26 protein-coding genes are annotated in these 23,465 nt (G+C 46.0%); 16 read left to right on the top strand and 10 right to left on the bottom strand.

The window, feature by feature from the left end:
• Complete coding sequence (locus AC58PV_RS16065) at positions 1-333, top strand: STAS domain-containing protein (protein ID WP_497433231.1); 333 nt, start codon at positions 1-3, stop codon at positions 331-333.
• The gene (gene rsbW / locus AC58PV_RS16070; RefSeq protein ID WP_497433232.1) at positions 330-773 is read left to right on the top strand and encodes an anti-sigma B factor RsbW; all 444 of its coding nucleotides are present in this window, start codon (positions 330-332) and stop codon (positions 771-773) included. The genes AC58PV_RS16065 and rsbW (AC58PV_RS16070) overlap by 4 nt, the downstream gene beginning before the upstream one ends.
• Before the next feature lie 29 nt (positions 774-802).
• Here rsbW (AC58PV_RS16070) and AC58PV_RS16075 read toward each other — a convergent pair whose 3' ends face one another.
• Positions 803-1,267 (bottom strand): Dps family protein, encoded by a 465-nt coding sequence (locus AC58PV_RS16075; RefSeq protein WP_497433233.1) that lies wholly within the window; start codon positions 1,265-1,267, stop codon positions 803-805.
• Between the two features lie 169 nt (positions 1,268-1,436).
• Between AC58PV_RS16075 and AC58PV_RS16080 the strand changes: the two genes are divergently transcribed.
• The 8 genes from AC58PV_RS16080 (at position 1,437) to AC58PV_RS16115 (ending at position 8,350) form a co-directional block, all read left to right on the top strand.
• Positions 1,437-1,895: a DUF948 domain-containing protein gene (locus AC58PV_RS16080; RefSeq protein ID WP_497433234.1), complete on the top strand. Its 459-nt coding sequence runs from the start codon at positions 1,437-1,439 to the stop codon at positions 1,893-1,895.
• A 16-nt stretch (positions 1,896-1,911) separates the two neighbouring features.
• Positions 1,912-2,283, top strand: coding sequence for an STAS domain-containing protein (locus tag AC58PV_RS16085; RefSeq protein WP_497433235.1), 372 nt, complete (start codon positions 1,912-1,914; stop codon positions 2,281-2,283).
• Positions 2,280-2,726, top strand: coding sequence for an anti-sigma B factor RsbW (gene rsbW, locus AC58PV_RS16090; RefSeq protein ID WP_497433236.1), 447 nt, complete (start codon positions 2,280-2,282; stop codon positions 2,724-2,726). Before AC58PV_RS16085 ends, rsbW (AC58PV_RS16090) begins: the two co-directional genes overlap by 4 nt.
• The gene (locus tag AC58PV_RS16095) at positions 2,723-3,496 is read left to right on the top strand and encodes a sigma-70 family RNA polymerase sigma factor (protein WP_497433237.1); all 774 of its coding nucleotides are present in this window, start codon (positions 2,723-2,725) and stop codon (positions 3,494-3,496) included. The genes rsbW (AC58PV_RS16090) and AC58PV_RS16095 overlap by 4 nt, the downstream gene beginning before the upstream one ends.
• A gap of 97 nt (positions 3,497-3,593) precedes the next feature.
• Positions 3,594-6,374 (top strand): CHASE3 domain-containing protein, encoded by a 2,781-nt coding sequence (locus AC58PV_RS16100; protein WP_497433238.1) that lies wholly within the window; start codon positions 3,594-3,596, stop codon positions 6,372-6,374.
• Entirely contained in the window at positions 6,371-7,237 is an 867-nt protein-coding gene (locus AC58PV_RS16105; protein WP_497433239.1) for a CheR family methyltransferase, read from the top strand. The genes AC58PV_RS16100 and AC58PV_RS16105 overlap by 4 nt, the downstream gene beginning before the upstream one ends.
• 489 nt (positions 7,238-7,726) lie before the next feature.
• Positions 7,727-7,891 (top strand): DUF1328 domain-containing protein, encoded by a 165-nt coding sequence (locus AC58PV_RS16110; protein ID WP_497433240.1) that lies wholly within the window; start codon positions 7,727-7,729, stop codon positions 7,889-7,891.
• Positions 7,892-7,957: 66 nt separating this feature from the next.
• Positions 7,958-8,350: a YflT domain-containing protein gene (locus tag AC58PV_RS16115; RefSeq protein ID WP_497433241.1), complete on the top strand. Its 393-nt coding sequence runs from the start codon at positions 7,958-7,960 to the stop codon at positions 8,348-8,350.
• Between the two features lie 81 nt (positions 8,351-8,431).
• Here AC58PV_RS16115 and AC58PV_RS16120 read toward each other — a convergent pair whose 3' ends face one another.
• The 5 genes from AC58PV_RS16120 to AC58PV_RS16140 form a co-directional block, all read right to left on the bottom strand.
• Complete coding sequence (locus AC58PV_RS16120; RefSeq protein WP_081787428.1) at positions 8,432-8,632, bottom strand: cold-shock protein; 201 nt, start codon at positions 8,630-8,632, stop codon at positions 8,432-8,434.
• A 65-nt stretch (positions 8,633-8,697) separates the two neighbouring features.
• Positions 8,698-8,898 (bottom strand): cold-shock protein, encoded by a 201-nt coding sequence (locus tag AC58PV_RS16125; protein ID WP_028555458.1) that lies wholly within the window; start codon positions 8,896-8,898, stop codon positions 8,698-8,700.
• A gap of 174 nt (positions 8,899-9,072) precedes the next feature.
• Positions 9,073-10,668 carry a copper amine oxidase N-terminal domain-containing protein gene (locus tag AC58PV_RS16130; RefSeq protein WP_497433242.1) on the bottom strand — a complete coding sequence of 532 codons (1,596 nt, stop codon included), beginning with the start codon at positions 10,666-10,668 and terminating at the stop codon, positions 9,073-9,075.
• A 159-nt stretch (positions 10,669-10,827) separates the two neighbouring features.
• The gene (locus AC58PV_RS16135) at positions 10,828-11,181 is read right to left on the bottom strand and encodes an acetyl-CoA acetyltransferase (protein WP_497433243.1); all 354 of its coding nucleotides are present in this window, start codon (positions 11,179-11,181) and stop codon (positions 10,828-10,830) included.
• Between the two features lie 111 nt (positions 11,182-11,292).
• Positions 11,293-12,807: a copper amine oxidase N-terminal domain-containing protein gene (locus AC58PV_RS16140; protein WP_497433244.1), complete on the bottom strand. Its 1,515-nt coding sequence runs from the start codon at positions 12,805-12,807 to the stop codon at positions 11,293-11,295.
• 273 nt (positions 12,808-13,080) lie between these two features.
• Here AC58PV_RS16140 and AC58PV_RS16145 point away from each other — a divergent pair, with 273 nt between their 5' ends.
• The 3 genes from AC58PV_RS16145 (at position 13,081) to AC58PV_RS16155 (ending at position 16,849) form a co-directional block, all read left to right on the top strand.
• Positions 13,081-13,626 (top strand): NfeD family protein, encoded by a 546-nt coding sequence (locus AC58PV_RS16145; protein ID WP_497433245.1) that lies wholly within the window; start codon positions 13,081-13,083, stop codon positions 13,624-13,626.
• Positions 13,627-13,677: 51 nt separating this feature from the next.
• A complete protein-coding gene (locus tag AC58PV_RS16150) occupies positions 13,678-15,123 on the top strand; it encodes a flotillin family protein (protein ID WP_497433246.1) in 1,446 nt (481 codons plus the stop codon).
• 235 nt (positions 15,124-15,358) lie between these two features.
• Complete coding sequence (locus AC58PV_RS16155; RefSeq protein ID WP_497433247.1) at positions 15,359-16,849, top strand: HD domain-containing phosphohydrolase; 1,491 nt, start codon at positions 15,359-15,361, stop codon at positions 16,847-16,849.
• A gap of 462 nt (positions 16,850-17,311) precedes the next feature.
• On the opposite strand, the gene AC58PV_RS16160 is transcribed toward AC58PV_RS16155, so the two are convergent.
• A complete protein-coding gene (locus tag AC58PV_RS16160) occupies positions 17,312-18,649 on the bottom strand; it encodes a hypothetical protein (RefSeq protein ID WP_497433248.1) in 1,338 nt (445 codons plus the stop codon).
• Complete coding sequence (locus AC58PV_RS16165) at positions 18,636-19,202, bottom strand: RNA polymerase sigma factor (protein WP_068665764.1); 567 nt, start codon at positions 19,200-19,202, stop codon at positions 18,636-18,638. Before AC58PV_RS16165 ends, AC58PV_RS16160 begins: the two co-directional genes overlap by 14 nt.
• A 292-nt stretch (positions 19,203-19,494) precedes the next feature.
• Here AC58PV_RS16165 and AC58PV_RS16170 point away from each other — a divergent pair, with 292 nt between their 5' ends.
• The 3 genes from AC58PV_RS16170 (at position 19,495) to AC58PV_RS16180 (ending at position 21,949) form a co-directional block, all read left to right on the top strand.
• Complete coding sequence (locus AC58PV_RS16170; protein ID WP_497433249.1) at positions 19,495-19,944, top strand: hypothetical protein; 450 nt, start codon at positions 19,495-19,497, stop codon at positions 19,942-19,944.
• Positions 19,945-20,110: 166 nt separating this feature from the next.
• The gene (locus AC58PV_RS16175; protein ID WP_497433250.1) at positions 20,111-21,382 is read left to right on the top strand and encodes an S-layer homology domain-containing protein; all 1,272 of its coding nucleotides are present in this window, start codon (positions 20,111-20,113) and stop codon (positions 21,380-21,382) included.
• A 75-nt stretch (positions 21,383-21,457) separates the two neighbouring features.
• The gene (locus tag AC58PV_RS16180; protein ID WP_497433251.1) at positions 21,458-21,949 is read left to right on the top strand and encodes a GAF domain-containing protein; all 492 of its coding nucleotides are present in this window, start codon (positions 21,458-21,460) and stop codon (positions 21,947-21,949) included.
• 389 nt (positions 21,950-22,338) lie between these two features.
• On the opposite strand, the gene AC58PV_RS16185 is transcribed toward AC58PV_RS16180, so the two are convergent.
• Positions 22,339-22,620 carry a response regulator transcription factor gene (locus AC58PV_RS16185; protein WP_497433252.1) on the bottom strand — a complete coding sequence of 94 codons (282 nt, stop codon included), beginning with the start codon at positions 22,618-22,620 and terminating at the stop codon, positions 22,339-22,341.
• 141 nt (positions 22,621-22,761) lie between these two features.
• On the bottom strand, positions 22,762-23,397 hold the full coding sequence (locus AC58PV_RS16190) for a thiamine diphosphokinase (RefSeq protein WP_497433253.1): 636 nt from the start codon (positions 23,395-23,397) through the stop codon (positions 22,762-22,764).
• Positions 23,398-23,465 lie beyond the last annotated feature (68 nt).

A 23,465-nucleotide genomic window follows, 5' to 3' on the forward strand; every position in this document is an offset into this window, starting at 1 on the left:
ATGTCCTCAGAGAAATTTCAAGTTAGTCTTGAAGAATCGGAGAAGTCCGTACAGCTCATTATCCGTGGAGAGCTTGATTTGGCAGCAGCACAAGCTTTCCGCCAAGCACTTGAGGCCGTCGTTCATCGTGAAGACAAAGCCTTAATTCTTAACCTGAAGGATTTAAGTTATATCGACAGTACGGGCATTGGCATCGTGGTATCTACATTGAAGATCCGCGATGAAATCAAAGCGCCTTTCGCCGTCCAAGATATTCCGCCAGGGATCAGGAAACTGTTTGATCTGACGGGGATTACTGGATTTCTGAATGAAGGGATCGAAGGCAGCGTATGAATGTCATTCGCCTACATATCCCAGCAGCAGCGGAGCATTTGGAAATCGTGAGACTTAGCTTGTATGGTGTAGCAACGAAACTGGGTTTCTCGTATGAAGACATTGAAGACATGAAGGTTGCTGTATCGGAAGCTTGTAATAATGCCATTCTGCATGCGAACCCTGGAGATACCAGCGGCCACATCGACATTAGCTATGAGATGAGCGAGGATGCGCTCCGAGTGAAAGTGAAGGATAACGGCATTGGCTACGAGGCGTCTAGCGAAAGTCGGCAAACGGGTCCTTTCACAGGGACGATGCCGAGTGAGCTTACAAGCAGTGGTCTGGGCATTTATCTGATGGAAGCGTTAATGGATGAAGTTCTGGTCGACACGACGGGTGGCACTGAGGTTACGTTAGTTAAATATATGCACAGTAAAAACCACGGAATGACGGAATAACCGCCAAACCGTGGTTTTCTTTACTTGTCTTATTTGCCAAGATAGGCTGCCAGCATCCAGCTGTGTTTCTCCAAGGAGGAGCGGATAGCAATCAGCATGTCCGCTGTTGGCTGATCCTTGTTGTCTTCGGCCAGCTCGATCCCTTCGGTCAACTCGGCGCATATCATCGTGAAATCATCGACGAGCTGTTTTACCATGGAACTAGCATCACTTTCAGTCTTTTTGGCTTCTTTAATTGAAGCTATTTGCAGATGCTCTTTCAGGGTAGCGGTCGGAACCGCACGCAGGGAAAGCATTCGCTCTGCGATCGTATCCAAATGGAGTGTAGTTTCCGTGTATAGTTCTTCGAACTTAATATGTAGGGTGAAGAAATTCTCACCTTTCACATACCAATGATAGTTATGCAACTTCATGTAAAGTACCGAGAAGTTGGCGACTTGTTTATCGAGCATCTCTGTTAGCGGGCTAGCCTTCGTTATCGTTGAATTAACCATGATCATTCCTCCACTTAAATTGATTTAGTTGTGTCTACAATAAATAAGTACCCTTATGGAGGCGAAGTGAAACAGTTAAGTTAGATGCACATATTTTGTGCCAGAGGTGATTCAACTTTCTCTAACATGGGTAACTACGTAATAACAAGGCACAATAGGAGGGATTCCCATGTTGCTTCAAATTAGTGTATGTGTTGTGGCAGTCGCGTTTGTATTTCTGGTGTTTTATTTGATTCAAACCTTAAAATCATTAAAGCATTCCCTTGATGAGATCACCTCAACAATGGGGCAGATGAAAACTGAAGTGACGGAGATCAGTTCTGATGTGAAGGATGTCATTCTTAATACGAATGAAGTTGCGATCGATATGCGAATGAAACTTTCCACGCTTAATCATCTATTTGGTACCGTGCAGGATGTTGGTCAAGTACTTCATGAACTATCGTCTTCCGTTAGACAATCAGCTTCAAGCCTGATCGCTTCTATGAAACCAACAGAAGCATCGAAGAAAACATCCCCGGCTAATGGGAAGCTAAAGGCTATTCTGCAAGGAGCAACTATGACGCTCGAGATTTGGGATAAAATGAAAGTGAAGAAGTCATCACCGCAAACGGGTTCGATGAAATAGAGAGGGGTCATCAGGCGTGAACGCAATACGTAAATTTATGTTTTATAAACAATCGGATGGGAAAGAAAATAGGATATATCTCAGTGGGGAACTGGATCTTTCAGCGGCGTCTTCACTAGCGAATGTACTGGATTCTGTTGTTAGGAATGAGGAAGAGAAGCTTATCTTGGATTTGAAGGAATTGAAATATATAGACAGCACAGGAATTGGGCTCATCGTCTCTGCAATTAAAGTGAGGGCTGCTATGCACGCAGCTTTCCAGATCGACCATATTCCACCTAAAGTTAGACGGTTATTCGACATTACAGGTGTTTCTAGTTATTTGCAAAGCAATGGCAGTTTGAGAGAAAATCAACGTGTACTTGAAAGGAAAGAAGAGATCATATGAGCCCATACATCGGTCTGACCATACCCGCACAAGCGGAATATTTGGATATTGTTCGACTCACTTTATACGGCGTTGCAACGAAAGCGGGCTTCTCCTTTGAAGATATTGAAGATATGAAGGTTGCTGTCGCAGAAGCTTGCAACAACGCCATTCTTCATGCTTACGAAGAGGGGAATCCTGGCATCGTGGAGGTTCAATTTGAGCCTAGTGAGGGCTATATGAAAATAACGGTGAAGGATGAAGGCGATAGCTTTCATTACATCCAAACGGCCCCAGAAGAAGTGACGCTGCACCATAAATCGATTCAAGAAGCGAATGTTGGAGGACTCGGTCTCTTCCTGATGCAAGCACTAATGGATGATGTTAAAGTGTTTGCACGCGGTGGTCAAGGAACTGAGGTCATTCTGACTAAGCAGGTGTATAGAAAAGAGGAGATTGTATGAATGCAAAGGGAACGGTCTCTTCCTCCGATCCTTTATATGAGATCTATGAAAAGAAGAAGATTTATAAAGAAACCGGATGTCCAGAGGCGGCTACGGCATTGCTCTTGCATTATGAACCGATTGTTCGTATGGCAGTGAGCAAAATGTCGCGAAGCCGCCCTGACCTCTATGAGGATCTCTTTCAAGTCGGACAGATGTCCATGCTCAGGTTATTTACACAGTATGACCATGCCATGGAAGTGCCTTTTGAAGGTTATGCGATGAAAAGCCTCATCGGTCATCTCAAAAATTATTTGCGTGATAAATCATGGTACATACAAGTTCCTAGACGCATTAAGGAAAAAGGTGCGCAGATGGGACGCGCATTGGACGAGCTGACGGCTAAACTGGAGCGCTCGCCGAATGTGGATGAAATTGCTGCTTATTTGGAATTGAGCCCAGAGGAAACAATTGAAATCTTAGCTGGACGTGATTATTATCACTACACATCGCTAGATACCCCGCTTACCAGCGAGGGCGATGGAGCCACGATTGGTGATATGATAGCAGGTTCCACTGATGACTATCAAGCCGTAGAGCGGCGTATGGATCTAGCAGAAGCGATGGATTGCTTGAAGGATGACGAACGCATTGTTATCGGGATGATCTACCAAGAGGGGCAGTCTCAGCGCCATATTGCCGATCAGCTCGGCATTTCTCAAATGAGTGTATCCCGTATTCAGAAGAGAGCCATGACGAAATTGAAAACAGCCTTAACACCGAATGTATAGTGGTTAGTTACCTGCTAGGGGCTGAAAATGTGGTATAGTAGATTAGTATAATGTTCACCTTACATTTGCTACCAACTGTACCAGGAGGCACTTTCTTATGTTTAATTCCATTCTACTTAAGATTAAACCCAAGATTATGCTGGGTTACATCTTAATTCTTATCTGTTTGGGTCTATCGCTATTAGTCGTAAGTAGTCGCGTGACGGATCTGCAGAAAGAAGTTAGCTTCATTTCATCTCATGATATGGAAGTACACGATCAGCTTAACGAATTGCAGAAAAAAATGCTCGATATGGAGACAGGCATGCGCGGCTATGTCATCACAGGTGATGAGCAGTATCTAGATCCATATAATGAAAGCAATCGAACATGGCAGGAAACGTTTAATAAAGTTCGTCAACTTGTTAGCGATAATCCCCCTCAAGTGCAAAGCTTAGAGTCTATTAAAGAGTCGATTCAGATTTGGTTGAAAACAGGCGGAGATAATGTCATCCGCATGAAAAAGGAAAATAATACGGCAGCACTCAATGACTATTTTAAACAGAATGCAGGCAAAAAGGTAATGGATCAGTTGCGTACGCAATTTGATTCTTTTCTCGTCACGGAGAAAAACCTAACAGCCTTAAGAGTCCAGCAAATCGCCAAAAGCAACTATAATCTTAAAGTTGTTCTTTTTACTGTTTTGGGTATTATTTCCCTTATTGCAGTGGTTGTGGCACTCATTCTATCAAATTCGATAACGAACACAATTAAACAAGTTACTCAGAAAATTCGCGATATTACCGCATCGGAAGGGAATCTAGCCTCACGGATTGAAGTGAAGACGAATGACGAAATCCGTTTATTGGCTGAGGCAACGAATGAGCTCTTGGCTAATTTAGAGAAACAGAGCTGGATTCAGTCTGGCATTACAGAGGTTGCGACGCTGTATCAAGGCATACGTGATATCACATTGCTGAGTGAAGCCTTTATCCATAAACTGGCACCCATGTTGGATGCCAGTTATGGTGTTGTTTATTTGAGGCAGAACGAAGAGGGCGAACCTACGTATGTGAAAATTGCAGGATACGCAGCCTCAGGGCAGGTTCAAGCTGTTACCCAGTTTCAACTAGGCGAAGGCTTAGTGGGACAGTGTGCAGTCGATAAACGAATTTTCTTGATGGATAACTTGCCTGATAATCATGTGAAAATAACATCGGGGTTAGGGATTTCAACACCTCGCAGCCTGCTATTAGCCCCGATTCTTGTAGATGGAAAAACGGAAGCCGTTATTGAGTTGGCCTCTATTCACCAATTTCAGTCGAAGCATCTGACGTTGATTGATTCCTTGCAAGAGAAGTTCGGAACCGCGATTACGAGTGTGCGCAGCCGGATGGAAGTGGAGCGTCTCCTCTCCGAGTCGCAAGTTCTGACAGAGGAATTGCAAACGCAATCCGAGGAGCTTCAGACGCAGTCTGAAGAACTGCAAATGCAGCAGGAGCAATTGCGGATGACGAATGAATTTCTGGAGGAGCAGAACCAATTCGCTGAGCAGAAAGCAGCAGAGCTTGAGAAAGCCAAAGATGAGCTTGAAGAGTATTCGTTGCAGCTAAAGACAAGTTCTCAGTATAAAACCGACTTCTTGGCTAATATGTCTCATGAATTGCGTACACCGTTGAATAGCATCATGATTCTTTCGCAAATGCTAGTGGAGAGCAGCGGAGATATGCAAATGTCCGAGGTAGTAGAGTATTCGCGTGTGGTGAATACGGCGGGTCATGATTTGCTGTCATTGATCGACGATATTTTGGATTTATCCAAGGTTGAAGCTGGGAAAATAGAGATTATGCAGGACGAGGTTAATGTGACAGAGATTCCACAGTCCATGGAGTTAATGTTCGCACCAGTAGCTGCGAAAAAGGCATTAGATTTCCACGTTATGTTGGATTCAGATGTGCCTTCCGTCATTGTGACAGATGGTCAACGCTTGCAGCAAATTCTGAAGAACCTGCTGTCAAATGCGTTTAAATTTACCGAAGCAGGCGCTGTTACGATGAGAATAGCGCTCGCTGATTCATCACGTATTAGAGAACTTCTTCATCGAGGTCCTAATGAAACGATTCTTGCGATCTCGATTAAGGATACAGGTATCGGGATTCCGATTGATAAGCAGCATATTATTTTCGAGGCGTTCCAACAAGTGGATGGCACAACGAATCGCCAGTATGGCGGGACGGGGCTTGGTTTATCGATTTGCCGCGAGTTTACCCGTTTGCTTGGAGGCACGATTGTGGTGAAGAGTGAGGTGCAGGTAGGCAGTACGTTTACTTTGTATATCCCTACTAAACCCGATGATCCTGGTCACCATGACGGTAGCTCGTCGCAAGATCAGATCGCCGCTGCTAGTGAGCAGATGATTCCGTATATAGGAGGAACTCCATATCCGAAGAGTTTCCTTAGCGATGCGGAGTTGTCTCATGATGTGTCCGTTAATGCGGAAGCGCAACTGTTCGAAGGGAAGCGAGTTCTGCTTGTTGATGATGACGCACGTAATGTATTTGCACTCGTTAGTGCCTTAGAAATAAAAGGCGTATCGGTCATAGTAGCCGAGAATGGTAGAGAAGCCATCGACCTATTAACCGAGGATTCAGATTACGACTTGGTATTAATGGATATCATGATGCCAGTGATGGATGGTTACGATGCCATGAAGGAGATTCGCGGCGAATTGGAGTTACGACAATTACCCATCATTGCATTGACCGCCAAAGCGATGAAGAGCGAGAAAGAGAAGTGTCTTGAAGCGGGAGCATCGGACTATATTACGAAGCCGCTGCAGATGGAACAACTCTTCTCGCTGATGCGTGTGTGGCTCACTAAGCAGGTGAAGAAGCATTGATACATGAACCACAGGATGGATGGATTGAGTACGAAGAGCCTCCTATCGATGAGAGGGAAAATATTGAAATCAATTTGCTCCTAGAGGGCATATTTCAAATGTACGGATTTGATTTCCGACATTATGTGCGCTCCTCATTACGTCGAAGAATTCTAAATCGAATGAAAATGGAAAAGCTGCCAACGATTTCAGCGGTTCTGGAAAAAGTGTTGCATGAGCCGCTATTCGTGGACAAGCTGCTGGGCGACATGTCGATTCGGGTGACGGAAATGTTCCGTGATCCCAGTTTCTTCAATGCTTTCCGAACCCAAGTTGTACCTGAGTTGCGGAACTATCCAGAGATTCGAATTTGGCATGCAGGCTGCGCGACAGGTGAAGAAGCTTATGCCATGGCCATTCTCATGCAGGAGGAGGGCTTGGCAGATAAGACACGTATCTACGCCACGGATATGAACGAGCAGGCCATAGAGGCGGCGCAGAGGGGCGCTTACCCGCTGAAGCAGATGCAGCTGTATACTACGAATTACTTGGAGTCTGGCGGCTCCAAAGCCTTCTCAGAGTATTACACGACGGATCATCAGTATGCTTACTTTAATCCGCAGCTGAAAGAGAATATGATGTTTGCCCAGCATAATCTGGTGACTGACGGTTCTTTTAACGAGTTTCACGTTATCCTCTGCCGGAATGTGATGATCTATTTCAATGCGAAGTTGCAGCAGCAAGTGCACAGTTTGTTTTACAGCAGCTTAACCCAGCAAGGGTTCCTAGGTCTAGGGAAGAAAGAGTATATTCTCCACGTGCCTGATGGTGTGCATTATGATGATTTTGCGCCACATGAGCGTATATACCGTAAGAAATCGTAGCAGGTGTTAGTGAAGAGGTGCCCCAAATCCATTGAAGTGGAGGGGGCGCCTTTTTACTTTTCGGGGATAAGTAGTGGGGGATGATTAACTGGAAAAAGTACAGCTATTTATGCGAAAACCTCTCGAAAATTTGATTTAACTGTAAAAGATGTAGGTGAAATGGCTTCTTTTGACGGGATTGGGTAAAATGGGTGGAATTAACTACAGGTTTTCCATCTATTCTTCATTTGATCAGGAAATCTCTTCATTTACCTGTATAAAATCCATCTATTCATCTGGCACACAGGGGAGTTAATCACCTAGTACCTCTACTTCAATTCCTATTTCCTACTTCAATTTCTACTCCAACTCTCTCACTCAAGCCTCACTCACAACCAGGTCTTCACACATTGATCAGCTTCCGTTAAGCCTGTTTCAACCCTAAATGGTGTGGGTAATAGATAACATAGCAAGATGAACACTATTGATAAGAAAAGTGAGGTGTTGGGTATGCTAGGATGGGCTATGACGTTTCTGGTAATTGCGCTAGTCGCAGGTGTTTTTGGATTCTTTGGGATTGTCTCAACGGCAGTAGGTATTGCCAAAATTTTGTTCTTCGTCTTCCTTATTATGTTCATCGTATCACTGATTTTCGGCAGACGCCGAAGTATGTAGAACCTAATAGCTAACTCGAGGTAACGCGAATACACTCAATAATCCCATTGACGAGGAGGAATTACCATGAGTACGTATACCAGAGTAAGTGTGACATCAAGTCTTGAGGATACGCAGAATAAGGTACAGCAGCTCCATATCGAAGGCTTTAAAAAAGATCATATTTATGTTCTGACACATAGTGCTGAAGGTACAGAATACGTTGCGGAGTATACGGGTGCAGAGCAGATCTCAATGGCTGAAGAAGGGCTGTTTGCGTCAATCGCCAATCTTTTCCGATCACGCAGCGAGGAACTGAGAGTGAAGATCATGGCACTCGGCGTGCCGGAAGCGGAGGCGGACAAGCTCATTACTGAGCTGGAGTGGGGGAAAATCCTCGTGTTAGCCACGCCGCATATGAGCGATGAAGATACCTTGTTGATGTATCAAGGAGAAGCTTTTCAGCGAACTATCATATAAGTGAATAAGTGAATGCAAACTTGCGTTCCTATCCTATGCAAAAGCCCTTGTCTCCATGTGAGACAAGGGCTTTTGTTGGATTCATCGCCTGCTGCTTGTGTTCGATAAGGTTGGGAGCATCTTTAAATCTTTGACCATGGATGAATTGCAAATCGGACATGCGGGACTATCCGCGAATGAAAAGTTATCTCTCATCCAGCAAGAGCACTGATCAGTGCTGCAGGTCCAGATGCTGGTTTGTTCCTCCGGTACTGGTTCCAATGATTTTTTTGAAAAGTACAATCGAACTCCTCCTTGTCATAATTGACTCTGACGCGCAAGCAGTTAAAGCAATATGTGATGAAGGACTACAGCTTGACTACATTTTCAGCTTGCGGTCCGCGGTTACCTTGAACAACTTCGAATTGCACACGTTGGCCTTCATCCAAGCTTTTAAAACCTTCCCCTGTAATGGCGCTGAAATGAACGAATACGTCATTGCCGCCTTCCATTTCGATAAATCCAAATCCTTTTTCTGCGTTAAACCACTTTACCGTACCAGTTTCCATGTGTTCATAAACCTCCAACAATAATTTGTGCCTGCGATGCTCATCGGCGGAATCAACTCGTTCCGAAGAGCTTGTAAATCATTAACGCAGCTTTGATAATATATCCATTAATCAGGAAGCTTATTCCACTTTTCTGAAAAAACATCAAAGTTATTTTCAGACTTCCTGAAACAACTATTCTCTGGTTATTGTTACACTTCTTGTTGTGCCATCGAAACTAACCTTACCTTCAAGCTGTTCGGTGATAAAACGCAGCGGCACGAACGTAGAACCATTCTTCAGGATGGCGGGACTCAGCATCTGAACGGGAGTGCCATTCACGGTTGCTGCGCGGCTGCCGATGGTCATCACGATTGTTTTTTCGCTAAGCGCATCAGTAATCGTGATTTGTTGCTTAGCGCCATTCCAGGTCACTTCAGCGCCTAAACGTTCTGAAATAAAGCGAAGAGGCAGCATAGCAATCTGTTCCTCATTGATGAAAGGTTGAGTAGCACTAGAAGGATGCAAGTCAGCAGGTGTGCTGAGCAACAAGTGAACCTCTTTCTTCGCGATCTTCAACTCCTTCCTTAGAAGGGAATAAGCCTTGGAGTTCTTATCGAATAGGGCTAGAAACGCCCCCTCTTGGATCGTGTTCATCGCTGCCATATCCTGCGTTCCTTTGGAAATATCAATCGTTGCAGCTGTAACGGGCTGATTGATCTTCGAAAGCTCCGAGTTAAGTGTTAATCGGACACCCTCAATACCTGAACCGATATCAGTCACAGGGATGGTTAACTCCAGATTGAGCTTACGAATTTGGCTATCCCCGTCGATCAAAATGTCCGTTTTGAGCGAAGTTTTATCACTGAACAGCGCTTCTGTCTGAGGATTTACTTTGGAGGAAGAGGGACTTTCACCTTGTTCCTCCCAATCACTCAGTGCTTTTTCGAGCAACTCTTGAATCTTCGTGTAGTAGAATTCGACAGTTTCCGTTTTGTTTTCAAAATTAGGTGCATTCGGATCAACAAAGGCGTTCATGTTGGAGCTGTTATTAGGCGTCGACAACGACTTCATTTGTTCTTGCATCAGTGGAACAAATACATCATAAAGCTGACCGATCAATTCCTTCAGGCCTTTTTCGTCAGCCAGAATATTGTTCAGGAATTTTTTGAGGAGTCCTTCAATTTCATTGCCATAAATTTCGATATGGGCTTTCTTTAGCCCTAGTGGTTCATTATGTATCGTATCGGTTACGGATGAAACGGTGAAATGCTCCGGATTTGGTGCGTTATTTAGAAAAAACTTGATAATAGCTGGCGCCAGCTGTTTGGCTTTCTGGGTGAACTGCTCATCACGGTTTATCATAGCTGCTGTTGGCACTGCAGTCTTCGTTGACGAGAGATCATACGAGATTGGTTTCTTGGCCCCTTCAATGTGGATGACCATCATGGAATCCTGTACCGCGATCTTGAAGGGAATCGTACCGCCAGCATAGGAGAGTGCTCCCTCGATGGAGGCGTGTTCTTCATCTTGTACGAGGATGTCCGTGAAATCTATTTGCATATTCTTCAAAATGTCTAGTAACCGTTTCTCTTCAGCAGTTAAAGTTCCTGTGTCACTAGTAAGAAAGTCCAATTTCATAGAACCGCTGGCCTTAACAGATTTAATGGATGCACTGTTTTGCAGGGCTTGGGCAATATCAAAACCCTGAATGGCCTGACAACCCGTTAAAGTAATGAGCAAGATGACAAGCAGGGCCGAAACCCACCCTATTCCGATCTTTCTAAGCATGATTAAATCTACTCCTTATATGTATAGTAGCTAGTAAAAATAGCAGTGATAGAATATACGCTTGTTAAAAGGAAAAGATGCGCTTGATTGGTGGTTTTTTACAAAAAGATAAAAGCTCGCTACCCTTAGCCGCTTGGCATGAGGTGCGAGCTTTCTGTATTAGGCGAGCAGTAGAATAACCAAAAGTTCGAAAAGCACAAGTGTGATAATTTGATTATATTGTGCTGGTGTGTAGATCGGTCTGTGATGACCTTGATGGTGGCCATGATGAGGATCTGTATTCAGATACACGTGATGACCATCTGCATTAATGAGAACACCTTCGTGTGTATGCCCATCAATTGTCGTGACACGAATCTTACGGCCGATGTGTGGGTGCAGGGCGTGCATGACAGCGTCTCTTTTGTGCTTCATCATGTGTTGCCAGTTGGGCTCTGATTGGTACACCACATGAGGTCCTTGGTGGCCATGGTGACCTTGTGGTCCTTGTGGATGCATAGGGTTTGTATACATAAAGCTTCACTCCTTCTCGTACAACTGCGCAGTCACAGTAGGCTTTCTGCCTAGGTTCAATACTAGACTATTCAGCTATACGAAAAGGGTGATCGCCTATATAGAAATTACTTAGTCACGGTGGATTGTGACGACACGCGTCTCGTTGTTGAACGAAACTACACAGCCAAGTTGCTCGGCAATGAAGCGAATAGGAACAAACGTTGAGCTATCGGACAATGTAGCCGCACTCTCTAGCTCAGTAACAGCGGAGCCGTTTACAGTTGCGTTTTTGCTATCCAATGTCAAAAGTAGTGTTTTCCCCGTGAGGAAATCGGTAATCGTTACTTGGCGTAGATCGCCATTCCAGCCAACTTCAGCACCTAACTGCTCGGAAACAAAGCGAACCGGAACCATCGTCGTGCCATTCGCATTAATAAATGGTTGAGGCGTATCGTCCTTGGCCCCTGACCCGTCAGTAACCATGTTGATATCTTTTTTCGTTACTTGGAAATCATTTTTAAGCATTTTGTACAGCGTAGATTGCTTATCGAGTGTAGCTAGCACCCTGAAGATTGCTGTAGCATCTGGTTTAAGTTGAAGTGCACCGGACGTATTTACTTTGCTAGCCGTAACCGGTTTATTCAAATTCCAAGTTTCACTCGCATAGGAAACCTTAATCGCGGAAGCGCCATTGTTGAATTCTGTCACAGGCATATTGATCGCGATGTTCTGCTTGCGAATTTGATTGTCACTATCGATGTAAACATCTGCTTGCAGCGATGCTTTGCTACTAAACATATCTTTCGTTGGATCAATGGAATCCGCCAATCCCGCTAGGTAATCGTGGATCGGGGAGTACACAAAGCCAAGTGTCAAATCCTTATTCGTGAGAAGGCTCAACGTAATGCTCTTATCTCCACCTGCGATCTGTTCTTGAATGAGGGGAGCAAGGGCATCGTACAACTGGCTAAGCACTTTTTTGAGGCCAGCTTCGTCGGCAAGAACGTTAGCTAGCAGTTTTTGCAGAAGGGAAGCTAATTCAGTGCCGCTAAGCTCTACATGTGCTTTGCGCAACGAAAGCGATTCATTGTTCACTTTATCCGTTACCGAAGTAATCGCTAGAGAAGCAGGATCTGCGGTATTCGCTACAATAAGTTCAATGAGGCCTGATTTAATTTCAAGTAATTTATTGCCGAACTGTTCTTGAATAGCTTTAGGCAAGAAACTTAAGAAAGAAATATCCGTCCCGCCCAAAAGATCGATAACAATCGGCTGTTTCGAACCCTCGATGCTAAGGTTGATCTTCGTACCTTCCATAGCAACGTTGAAAGGAATAGTACCTTTACTGTAAACAATCTTGCCTTCGGCAGATAGATGTTGGCTATCTTGGGTTTTAACAGCAAGCTCAACCTTCACATCCTGCAAAGCGGCAAGTGCGGCTTTCTCATCTGCAGATAGCTTAGAAGTATCGCCTGGGACAAGCCCGAACTGCAAAGTACCTTTTGACTCGGAAGACTTCACATTCGCATCATTCTGAACCGCTTTCGCCAGTTCCAAGCCTTGTATCGATTGACAACCTGTTAGTGTCAACATCATGATTACCAGCGCTGCCGAAATTAACCAAGTCCATTTTTTTGTGTGCATGGGATAATCTACTCCTTTGTTTTAATAGATTTAACGATAAGTCATCGAATGATTATACGCAAGTTGTACGAGAAGGATGCGCTGTGCGGCTAAAATTTAACGAGTGCGTTTCCATTTTTCAAGTTCTGTTTGAGAAGGTTCTTACAATTCGCAGCATTCATAAACTAATAGTAAGTATAACTTCCTCCTACTCTTGTAGGAGGTTTTTTTATAAATAGTAAGCGAAACCTTTTATTCCCAATTTCGTCTACATGTATGTGGGAGGTAAAGCTGATGATGACGATGTTTCTGATTTGTTTTTTCGTAGGTCTCATACTTACGCTGCTCATCACAATTTTCGGTGTGGATAGTTTTGAAATGCATGGTGATGCAGGCGGTGCACAAGGTCATGGACACGGGCATAGCGGCCCATCTTGGTTCAATATGTCCTCGTTGCTCGCAGGGGTGACGGTGTTCGGCGGTGTGGGGTATATCCTTAACAAAGTCGGCATGACAAGCGGATTGTTAATTCTTCTCTTTGCCGTTGCGGCTGGTCTTGTGATGGCGTGGCTCTTCTTTCTTTTGTACGCTAAGGTTATTTATAAACATGATGACAGCATGAAGGAGAGCGATTTCGAGCTCAGCGGTCAGTTGGGGAAGCTGACGGTCCCGATTGTGGGCAAAGGCATAGGCGAAATGGTATATGTGCTGCAAGGAACCACACGCTCCATCAGTGTTCGTTCTGAGAACGGTGAGTCCTTGGCGAAAGGAACGAAGGTTGTTATTTTGAACATGAACAAAGGTGTGGCTACAGTGACGGAATTTAGTGAATTTGAATAGCCCGTTCTTGCTTCAACCAATAGTGAGGAACGACAGGGAGGTAGGGCAGAAATGATGTATTCAGTGCTGATTATGGTAGCAGCTATTGTGGTTGTTGTTTTCATCTTACTAGCTTCAATTGTAAAAGCGTACAAGAAAGTGCCGCCGAATGAAGCGATGATCGTGTTTGGTTTGGGGGGCAAAAGAGTCGTGCAAGGTGGCGGGACGTTCGTTATTCCTGGTTTTCAGAGTTATAAAACGATCTCGATGATGCTCACGAGTTTTGATGTGAAACCCGACCAGCCGATGTTCTCTCTGCAAGGGATTCGTCTCAAAATTGAAGCTGTCGCTCAAATTAAAATCCAAAGTGACCCCATTGCGATCGCAACGGCTTCCGAGCAGTTCCTTGACCATTCGATGGCGGAGCGGGAAGCGATGATTCTACACTCGGTAGAAGGACATTTGCGGGGATTAGTCGGGCAATTGACGGTAGAATCTATCCTGAAGAATCCGGATGAGCTCAACAGTAAGATGAGGGAAACGTGTTCAGAGGATTTGGATAAAATGGGGCTCAACCTCATTTCCTTCGTGCTGAAACGAGTGGCGGACGATCAAGGGTACATTGAGAACTTAGGTGTACCTGAAGTGGAGCGGATTCGCAAAAGCGCGAGTATCGCCAAAGCGGAAGTCGAGCGAGATATTCAAATCCGGCAGGCGGATACGGAGAAGGAGTCGGCCATTCGCAGGGCAGAAGCCCATCAATTGAAGATTGAAGCGGAGAGCGCGGCATCCGCGAAGGAAGCCCAGTACCGCAAAGAGCTCAGCATGAAGGAAGCGGAGTTCAAGCAGGAGACGACGAGTCGTCAGGCGGAAGCAGATTTGGCCTATGAATTGAAGCAAAAGCAAATTCAACAGCAGCTCGTAACGGAGCAGGTACGGATCCGTCAGATGGAAGCAGAGGCGAACAAGACGGTTCGCCAGATTGAGGTTGACCTGAAGCAGAAGGAACTCGAGGCTTCTGTTATTAAGCCAGCTGAGGCGGAGAAGCTGGCAGCGATCATGCGTGCCGAGGTGAGCAAGCAACGGCAAATCCTTGAAGCTGAGGCGGAAGCGGAGTCGACGAGAAAGCGCGGCGAAGCCACGGCGGAAGCGGAGCTCGCCAAAGGGAAGGCGAACGCCGAAGTCGTGCGCCTAGCAGGGCTTGCGGAAGCGGAGGCGCTGGAGAAGAAGGCCGAAGCCTACAAGCAGTACACGCAGGCGGCGGTGACAGTGGAAATTCTTCGCATCCTTCCGGAGCTGGCGGAGAAAATTGCGGCACCGCTGAGCAACGTTGATAAGATCACCGTGATCTCACAGGACGGCTCGGCGTCTGGCGTCAATCGAATCACAGGTGATATCGCCAAAATGATCGCGCAGGTGCCGGAAATCACGCAGACGCTCACAGGGAAAAGTGTGACCGACTTAGCGCGCGCGTTCCTAGGGTCGGATGCTGAGCCGATCTTGAAGCGGGAAGAGTAGGGAGGGCCCGTGCGGGTCTGGTTAAAGCCCGAAATGGGCGCTAAACCCGCGCCCCCCGGCCCGCAGCCGCACTCTAACCATGGAGTGCGGCTGTTTCATTTTTCCCACAATGCTAGTAAGGCAGTTGGTTCCACGAGAGATATCAAGCGGAGTTTGCAAGATTACGTTACAATAGAAGGGAGGGATGCGAGACTTTATCGAAATATGTATAGTTTGGATAGAGGCGGGGTGAGGTATGCTGGTATATAGAAAATTTCTACGTGATCTTCTACGAAATTATATGATGGGTTCGGGTATAGCTGTTCTGGTTGTGGGTGGGGTTATTATTTCGACAACGCTCACGATTACGGGTACCGAAATGCTCCGTGTATTTATTATTATGATTTTATCGTTATGTGTCATGATGCTTGCGGAGTTTCTGATCTTCAGGAGGCACATAAGGCCAATTCGTGAGATGATGTGGCAAAAAAAGCCGTCGCTAGAGACGATCCGTGCAGCCTACTTGCAGACTCATCGTTTTCCTGCTTTATCCGTGATGCGGATTATGGGGCCGCACTTTTTGGGGCTATCCATTCCGGCAATGACCATGGCAAGCTTAGGAGTTGCGTGGGGGTGGTTGACGCTGCCTGCTTTTTATATTGGGCTGGCGGGTATCGGTGCGATACTGATTGCTAGTATGCATGCTTTGCTGGAGTTTTTTACAACGGCGCAAGCCATTCGGCCCATGCTGATACATATACGTGAGTTAGGCCAGCAGATTCATGGGGAAGACGTCTCGTTGGATGGACGCGTCATCGTGTCGATTCAGCGGAAGTTTCAGTTGAGTGCGTTTCTGATTGGCACGATGCCGCTATTTCTTTTTAGCCTAGCAACACAGATTCGGCTGAGCACAAGCGTAGACTCTTCCCAGTTGATTGCTGATTATTGGAAGTGGGCGGCAATTATTCTTTTACTTGGCGTTGGCTTCTCGTCCTTGGGCGCACGTCTGCTGGCCAGTGATATTCAACAACCGATAGAGGATTTACATCGCGTGATGAAGCAGGTGCAGTCTGGTGATCTCAAAGTAAGAGCCTCTGACTTATACTCGGATGAGTTTTCGCGGTTGATTGCGGGCTTTAACCACATGGTAAAGGGGCTCGATGCCCGTGAAAAAATGAACAATCTCCTCCTGCAGAGCTATTACGCTACGCTTGCGGCAGCGCTGGATGCGCGAGATGCTTACACAGCAGGGCACTCAACGCGCGTCGCGAAGTACTCCTTGTTAATTGGACAAGCGGTAGATCTGAGCGAACAGGAGCTTGACTGGTTATATAAAACAGCGCTGCTGCACGATATCGGCAAAATCGGTGTACGCGATGCGGTGCTGTTAAAAGAAGGCCGACTCACCGACGAGGAGTTCGAGCAAATCAAACGTCACCCGGATCTGGGTGAGTCGATCCTGAAACAAATTGAGCCTGCGGAGGCGATGGCTCCATTGCTTCCAGGTGTGCGCTCGCATCACGAGCGCTACGACGGGGCTGGATATCCAGACGGCCTCAAGGGCCAGGATATCCCAGTGTTCGGCCGCATCATTGCGGTGGCGGATGCGTTTGATGCGATGACGTCCGATCGTCCGTATCGGAAGGGCATGCCCATAGAGAAGGCGATGGCCATTCTCGCGGACGGGAGAGGGAGCCAGTGGGATCCACGTTTTGTCCAGGGATTCATGGATGCGTATAAAGCCTAATTGCTGAGAGTGGTTGTTAGGGGCCAACAGTAGGAGTTGTAAAGTAGAAGTTATAAGCTGGGGAGCAGTTGGAAGTAACAAGTAGAAGTACTAGTAAAGTTAAAGTAGAATCGCAGTCGTAGAGTGGTGAATTAGATGGAAATCATACAGCTATTTCAGCTGTATTGTATTGAATTAGAAGAATAGATGGAAAAAGTACAGCTAATCTAGCGATAATCGGTGGTATCTCCGATTTGGAGAGGAATTAACTGTAGGTAATCCAGTTATTCTCACGTTTGAGTGAAAATCAGCAAATATAGCTACATAAAATCCAGTTAAAATAGTTGAATGGCGGCGACGGGGAGACGTTTGGGCCGTGGGGTAGCAGTAACAGTAACAGTAACGATTGCTCTGACCCACCAGCACAGCCGAAACAACACACAACCCGCTCAGTCCAAGAGGACCAGCGGGTTATTATTATTTCTAGTGGGGTTTAGTTTGTGTTTCCGTTTGCAGTCCTATTGCAGAACCACTAGCGCTCGCAGGCTTGGAGTCTATCCCAGTGGACAGGTACCGCCCGACCTTGTCGATCCACTCCTGAACGTAGTGATCTGTGGCCCATTGTGCCATGACGAGCTGTTCACCAGGCTCTAGATCTAAGGTAAGCTGAGGAATGCTGCCAGGTGGTTGCCCGTAGGAGTAAAATTTGAGCGTCTCTCCCTCGAAAATGACGAGCATATCGTCCAGGGGAGAGGTTAGCGCATCCGTCGCCTTCGGCCACGAGGACTTAATATTGCTCCAAGAGCAACAGATATCATCGTGATTAACGACTTTATCCGGTAACTGGCGCGGGAAATCACGCAGTACGTAAGAGTCCGGTTTGGATAAACTGGATTTAGGTGTTTCAGCCACTTTGCCAACCCATTGGCCGGGCTCACGCTGTACGGTCCAACTTTGTCCGGAGACTTCGCTCAGTGCATTGTCGCCCATGCTCGACATCCTTGCTAGATCGGTACTTGTACTTGTGCCAAAGATATCCATCAAGGATATATGGTTCTTGTCCACAGGTTTTTTGTAGAATTGCATGGTTCGAGCTTCCTTCATTTGCGGAAGTGTACGCACCCAGATACGATCTGCAAGATAGGGGGCGTTACCATTCCAAGCTGCCTCTGACTCGGCAATAGAGACGTATTGGTTACCTGCAAACAACAGTGTTTCTACACGATTAAATTCTTGATCTTCTGGCTCTGTAAGGCGTTCTTGTTTGACAGGTTGATCGGCCAAATGAGCAGTTAAATAGTGAGACTCACCTTTGTTGGTTATATGTGTGAGGGAGTCAATTTTCCAGAAATTCTGCTTGTACGGCATCAAAATGCCAGTGCCCTCTGAGGTTTTCTGCAACTGCCCGCGAACGGGTGCAACGAGCATCGTACGATAGGTGCTGTAACGGAGCGGCGCTAACGCACGCCCTTGACCACCGCTAGTGCCAGAGTCATGCTCAGTCCGTAAACCAATAAGCAAGGCTGTGTTGATGGGTGCAGGAGGAGGGGCGGAAACAGTAACTGCCGCCTCCATCATTTTACTTTCAATAGCAGCAGCCTCACTTTGCGTATGCATCGTATGCCAGGGGAAAAATACTACAACAGCCATGACAGTACCTAAACCAGCGACACAGAGAAGAGGCTTTACCTTAGATTTGGTGCGTTCTTTCTTTTGAATCGTTCGCTCAATGTCCTGTTGAAGCTTGGAGGTGAACCCCTTCTGCACGAGAGGCCCATCTTCCAATTGCTTCTGGAAGTCATCCGGCTCAGGAGTGTTCAAGCGCTTCACGCTCCTTCAGATTAAGAACCTTGAGTCTGGCATGATGAAGTCTGGATTTAACGGTTCCTTCCGAAATATCCAGAATAGCTGCCATTTCCTTAGTTGTCATCTGATAATGTGCGTGAAGAATTAATATTTCTCTATATTTTGCGGATAAAGACATGACCTTCTGCCAAATTTCACTTGCATATAAATTCTCAACAGCTTCCGTTTCAGCTGAGCTTGCGGTGCCACCCGATTGGACGAATCCAACCAGAGTCACCTTGCGCCAGAACGCTTTGCGCATATGATCATAAGCCGTGTTGCGGGTTATCGTAAGCAACCATGTTTTAACCGCAGCTTCACCACGGAAAGTCGTCAGATTGCGATATACTTTTAAGAAAGCATCCTGTGCAATATCGTCGGCTGCATCTTTATTGCGACAAATACTGAAGGCATAATTCCACACATCATTCCCGTAGGTTTCCATTAAATTACGAAGGATTACCTTCTGATCTGTTGTTTCTGCGATGTACTTCAAATAATCAAATACATGGACACCGGTCGTTTCCAATTCTCTCACCTCTCCTATATAGACGCATCTACTCCCGAAAAGTTCACTATTGGAAATAAAAACTTTACTTACATCTTTCGTACGACACTGCTCCTTTGTGCCTCAACAGAGTCGTATTATTGGGAGAAACTGTTCATGCGCAATAACTAGATCGAAATCGGCAGGAAATTAGATCTAAGAAAGAGAAAAATAACAGAGTAGAAACTGGAACGTATGCGGATTTGCTTGACAACGGAGCGATTCTGCACGCAATATGTAGGAAGGACTAGATCCTTCGGAGAGGAAGAGCAGCATGAATTTCGTTGAGCATATTGCAGATCATTTGCGATCCGGACAAATAAGCAATTATCCGCAGCCGATTGCCCTGAACTTAGGCTTAGTGTACACCGTGAAGCTAGAAGACAAGAAGACGAATTTAATTTGGCTTCCTTATGAATATACAGGTTTAGCCTACATCGACATGGGTCTGCAAGTGAATGTTTATCCTTATTATCGGGGGACTATTATCGAGGAAATTGAGCTTTCCCGAGGAACGGATCTGTACAAGCCACAGACGGAAGAAGCGTTCACTAAGACGCTCTATACGAAAGCATATGAGTTGCATCAACTGCTGCAAGACGAGGCTTACAGTCATTTACAGGGAAGTGCACCCGATTATTTAGCTAAAATGATGTATATTGTCGATTGGATGCGCTATTACAATTCAGCCAAAGCCGTAGCTGGTGCCAAAAAGAAAGTATAATTGAATTTACCATATCGGATCTTGCTTTCTACCTAGAGGAGAGTAGGGTCTTTTTGCTCTTTATATGGCTATAGACCCAGTTAAGGTAGGCTAAGACGGCTTCCATGAATGGGCTTTTTAGCATGTTCTCAAAGGCTAGTAGAAGGCTTATCCTAGAGAATGGCAGATGTTGGTGCCGAAATTTAGCGCAGAAGCGGAGAAATTGACGATGATACGATGGAATAAATGGCTGACCATAGCGACGATCGGTTGTCTATTAACAATAGGTGGTCTGCAAGGTAGAAGTGAGGCAGCGGGCTTTAAAGATATTGGGGGACATTGGGCGGAGCAGACGATTGATCAAATGGTACAGCAGGGCTTGTTGGATGGGTTTCCAGATGGAACATTCCGACCAGATGAGACCGTGACCGCAGACCAATTTGTGAAAATTGTACTGCTGGCCTTTACAGATAAGTTCCCGAATGGGGAACGGAAGTGGAAGACAAGCTTTTTACAAACGCTGAGTGCGGGTAATCAAAATATTTTAACGCAGGACTACCGAGATTTCACGTTTAAGCCGAACACGGTTGGATACTGGGCGAAACCATATTTGGATCTGGCAAGTGATCTTCATTTTATTAGCAAAGGGCAATTCAGTGACTATAAAGCTTCCTTGAAGCGGGAAGATGTTGCGGAGATTCTGTACTACTTATTGAAGGAAACGGAGTATCTGGAGGACGAGACGTATAGTCTTAGCGCTGCATCTCATTTCGGGGATTTACAGAGCGCAACGAGCAGGCAGCAGAAATTCATCGGGGAGTCAATGACGAAGGGAATTATGGAAGGGTATCCAAATGGCTACTTCGGTGTAGGTCAATATGTGACACGTGCGGAAGCGTTGCAAATTATTACGCGTTTGCAGACGAAATCGAAGCGTATCTCCGTGAAGAACGAGAATAATGCCTTCATTAAAGTTGTGCCGACCAAGGATGGCAGCTACAAGAAGCTGGTATTTCCAGATGAGCGCATGCTGCAAGCTTACGAGGTGATGGAGCAGGCAGGCAAGCTGCGTGGGACGAATTACGATCTGCAAGAGACGACACTGCGTCTATTCCGGAATGCTGAGGCCAAAGCCCAGTCGCTGAGCGGTGCAACGGTGGAAGCGCGCAATAGCAATGAAGCTTCGCTCTGGTTAGATCCACAGTTTGCAACGTATGGCGTCACTGTGCGACTAGAGGACGGAGTGCTTGCTCGTAATACGGAGAGTATACGTAAGTTTACGGATTTCCTTTTTGGATATGATGCGGACATCTTCAATCGCCAATTTACGGATGCATGCGCGCGTGCAACGGCGAAAGGTGTTCTCGAAACGACGACAACGCAAATTGGCAACTATTCAGTAGAAACACGGTTGGAGTCGGATGGGAAGACGATCGTGTTCTCTATTATTCATGCTTAGTGCGCACACCTTTTGGCGGGAAGCTCTTCATTTGGTATGATGAAAAGTAGACTAGGCAGAAGAGGATGATGACAGATGTTTGCAAAATCGAACTATAGTGGATCAAGAGAAGAACAATATACCTTGCTGATTGAGCAAGTTCACGCGTTAATACAGGATGAACCGAATCGAATTGCGAATCTGGCGAATGCATCCGCCTTGCTAGGGCAATTCCTAGAGAACATTAACTGGGTAGGATTCTACTTGGTGGATGAGCAGTTGGAGCGGAAGGAACTTGTGCTGGGACCTTTCCAGGGATTACCTGCTTGCGTGCGAATTCCTTTTGGAAAAGGGGTATGTGGTACAGCTGCCGAGCGCATGGAAACTGTACTTGTCCCTGATGTCCACGCTTTTCCAGGACATATCGCTTGTGATGCAGCCTCGCAATCGGAGATCGTGATCCCCATTGTGGTGGGAGCTGAACTTGTCGGGGTGCTGGATATCGACAGCCCAAGCCTCAACCGGTTCGATGAGCTCGACCAACGCTATCTGGAACAGTTTGTGCAGAAGCTCGCGGCAGCGTTGTAGCTGTAAAAAGTAACGCTAACAGCAACGGTAACAACGAACAACGAACAACCAATAGTAACACTCTCCGCCGAATAGTGATTAGATGGAAAAAGTACAGCTATTTCTCGCTGATTCAGTGATCTGAAGAGAATAAATGGAAAATATACAGTTAAATTCTAGTGTTTTGCTTCAAAACGGCGAAGAAGGTTGGATTAACTGTAGGTTTTCCATCTATTTCATGTTTTTAGCGAAAATGAGCTGAATTAGCTGTAGTTTTTACAGTTAGTAGGTACGGCAAGGCCCAGTACCGCGCGGTACTTAGTTGTATGGTCCCGCCCGCCGCGCACCGTCACAACGCACTATCACCAAGAACCGCCAGCTGCTCAAGCAACTGGCGGTTCTTGGTTTCATTATGAAGGATAAGCGTCGGTGCTAATAATAGCTGCTAGAAGTTTACGCATTGATCGAGTTCCGACTTTATCCATGATTTTCTCGATGTGGACTTTGACTGTTTTCTCACTGATAAAGCAATAATCTGCGATTTCTCGGTTGCTATAACCACGCAGGGCGATAAGGCTAATAATTTCGGCTTCTCGCGTAGTAAGGACGTGTCGAGATGCAAAGTGTGTGATGACAGAAGGTAATTTGGTAGGAAGAAGATTTCTTACAAGATTCTCTTGAACAGGGGGCATGCGTAAACGACCTCAATATCTCAATAAATGTAACTAGCGTATTCTTGATTGTAACAGAGTTAGATATCCTGTGGCAGGGAAGAGCGTGTCGAATTTCCAAATTTTATTCTGTCTTTTATCCGATTGCAAGGCTGAGTGCTCCTAATCCTTACTCTGAACGACAAGCAATAGGCCTGAGGATAGCTCGATAAGACCTACTGGCTCAAGGAGAATATTACTGATGCCAAGCGACATCCCAATTCCAAGGGTTGCTTGATGAAGAGGATATTGGAAGCCATGCAGTGTGATCCCCGTGACCTCTAGGCTAAGCGGAAGCAGAGAAGCATGTGTGTAGGGGCCTTTCTGAATGCGGGTAGATCGATCAATCACCATGATCAGATTATTGGCATCCATAATGGCACAGGGAATGCCGTGCCGGATGCCTTTGCGAAGCAAATGCACATTAGCAAGGGAATGATCGAACCGTGTGCCTAGCGCGCCGACGAGAAGGATTTGGCTTGGCTTTTGATCCAGCGCCCAATTGAAAGCCATTTCCGTATCCGTTAAATCCTTATAAATCGGATCACAATCTATGAATTCTTTGCTCGAAGAGCGAATAAGGGCAAGCTCCTCGGCAGAGACGGAGTCGAAATCACCCATTGAAATATGAGGAAGGTGGCCATTTTGAATGAGAAAAAGGGCCCCGCGATCGGAACCAACCAGGATATCATCCGCGCGAATTTCCTCAAGTGCCCAATCGCCAAGCGTGCCGCCTGTAATTATCATTATGCGTGTCATTTAGGAATCCCCCGGGGAAATAGTAGCCAGTGTTTCTCCCTAGTATAGCACAGAAGACTGAAAAACCG

It is taken from the genome of Paenibacillus sp. J22FR83, from assembly GCF_059691955.1.

What these genes read in the sequence shown, in the direction of transcription:
- AC58PV_RS16065 (WP_497433231.1), top strand. Translation starts at nt 1, where the DNA reads ATGTCCTCAGAGAAATTTCAAGTTAGTCTTGAAGAATCGGAGAAGTCC.
- rsbW (WP_497433232.1), top strand. Translation starts at nt 330, where the DNA reads ATGAATGTCATTCGCCTACATATCCCAGCAGCAGCGGAGCATTTGGAA.
- AC58PV_RS16075 (WP_497433233.1), bottom strand. Translation starts at nt 1,267, where the DNA reads ATGGTTAATTCAACGATAACGAAGGCTAGCCCGCTAACAGAGATGCTC.
- AC58PV_RS16080 (WP_497433234.1), top strand. Translation starts at nt 1,437, where the DNA reads ATGTTGCTTCAAATTAGTGTATGTGTTGTGGCAGTCGCGTTTGTATTT.
- rsbW (WP_497433236.1), top strand. Translation starts at nt 2,280, where the DNA reads ATGAGCCCATACATCGGTCTGACCATACCCGCACAAGCGGAATATTTG.
- AC58PV_RS16095 (WP_497433237.1), top strand. Translation starts at nt 2,723, where the DNA reads ATGAATGCAAAGGGAACGGTCTCTTCCTCCGATCCTTTATATGAGATC.
- AC58PV_RS16100 (WP_497433238.1), top strand. Translation starts at nt 3,594, where the DNA reads ATGTTTAATTCCATTCTACTTAAGATTAAACCCAAGATTATGCTGGGT.
- AC58PV_RS16110 (WP_497433240.1), top strand. Translation starts at nt 7,727, where the DNA reads ATGCTAGGATGGGCTATGACGTTTCTGGTAATTGCGCTAGTCGCAGGT.
- AC58PV_RS16115 (WP_497433241.1), top strand. Translation starts at nt 7,958, where the DNA reads ATGAGTACGTATACCAGAGTAAGTGTGACATCAAGTCTTGAGGATACG.
- AC58PV_RS16125 (WP_028555458.1), bottom strand. Translation starts at nt 8,898, where the DNA reads ATGGAAACTGGTACGGTAAAGTGGTTTAACGCAGAAAAAGGATTTGGA.
- AC58PV_RS16130 (WP_497433242.1), bottom strand. Translation starts at nt 10,668, where the DNA reads ATGCTTAGAAAGATCGGAATAGGGTGGGTTTCGGCCCTGCTTGTCATC.
- AC58PV_RS16135 (WP_497433243.1), bottom strand. Translation starts at nt 11,181, where the DNA reads ATGTATACAAACCCTATGCATCCACAAGGACCACAAGGTCACCATGGC.
- AC58PV_RS16140 (WP_497433244.1), bottom strand. Translation starts at nt 12,807, where the DNA reads ATGCACACAAAAAAATGGACTTGGTTAATTTCGGCAGCGCTGGTAATC.
- AC58PV_RS16145 (WP_497433245.1), top strand. Translation starts at nt 13,081, where the DNA reads ATGATGACGATGTTTCTGATTTGTTTTTTCGTAGGTCTCATACTTACG.
- AC58PV_RS16150 (WP_497433246.1), top strand. Translation starts at nt 13,678, where the DNA reads ATGATGTATTCAGTGCTGATTATGGTAGCAGCTATTGTGGTTGTTGTT.
- AC58PV_RS16155 (WP_497433247.1), top strand. Translation starts at nt 15,359, where the DNA reads ATGCTGGTATATAGAAAATTTCTACGTGATCTTCTACGAAATTATATG.
- AC58PV_RS16170 (WP_497433249.1), top strand. Translation starts at nt 19,495, where the DNA reads ATGAATTTCGTTGAGCATATTGCAGATCATTTGCGATCCGGACAAATA.
- AC58PV_RS16175 (WP_497433250.1), top strand. Translation starts at nt 20,111, where the DNA reads ATGTTGGTGCCGAAATTTAGCGCAGAAGCGGAGAAATTGACGATGATA.
- AC58PV_RS16180 (WP_497433251.1), top strand. Translation starts at nt 21,458, where the DNA reads ATGTTTGCAAAATCGAACTATAGTGGATCAAGAGAAGAACAATATACC.
- AC58PV_RS16185 (WP_497433252.1), bottom strand. Translation starts at nt 22,620, where the DNA reads ATGCCCCCTGTTCAAGAGAATCTTGTAAGAAATCTTCTTCCTACCAAA.
- AC58PV_RS16190 (WP_497433253.1), bottom strand. Translation starts at nt 23,397, where the DNA reads ATGACACGCATAATGATAATTACAGGCGGCACGCTTGGCGATTGGGCA.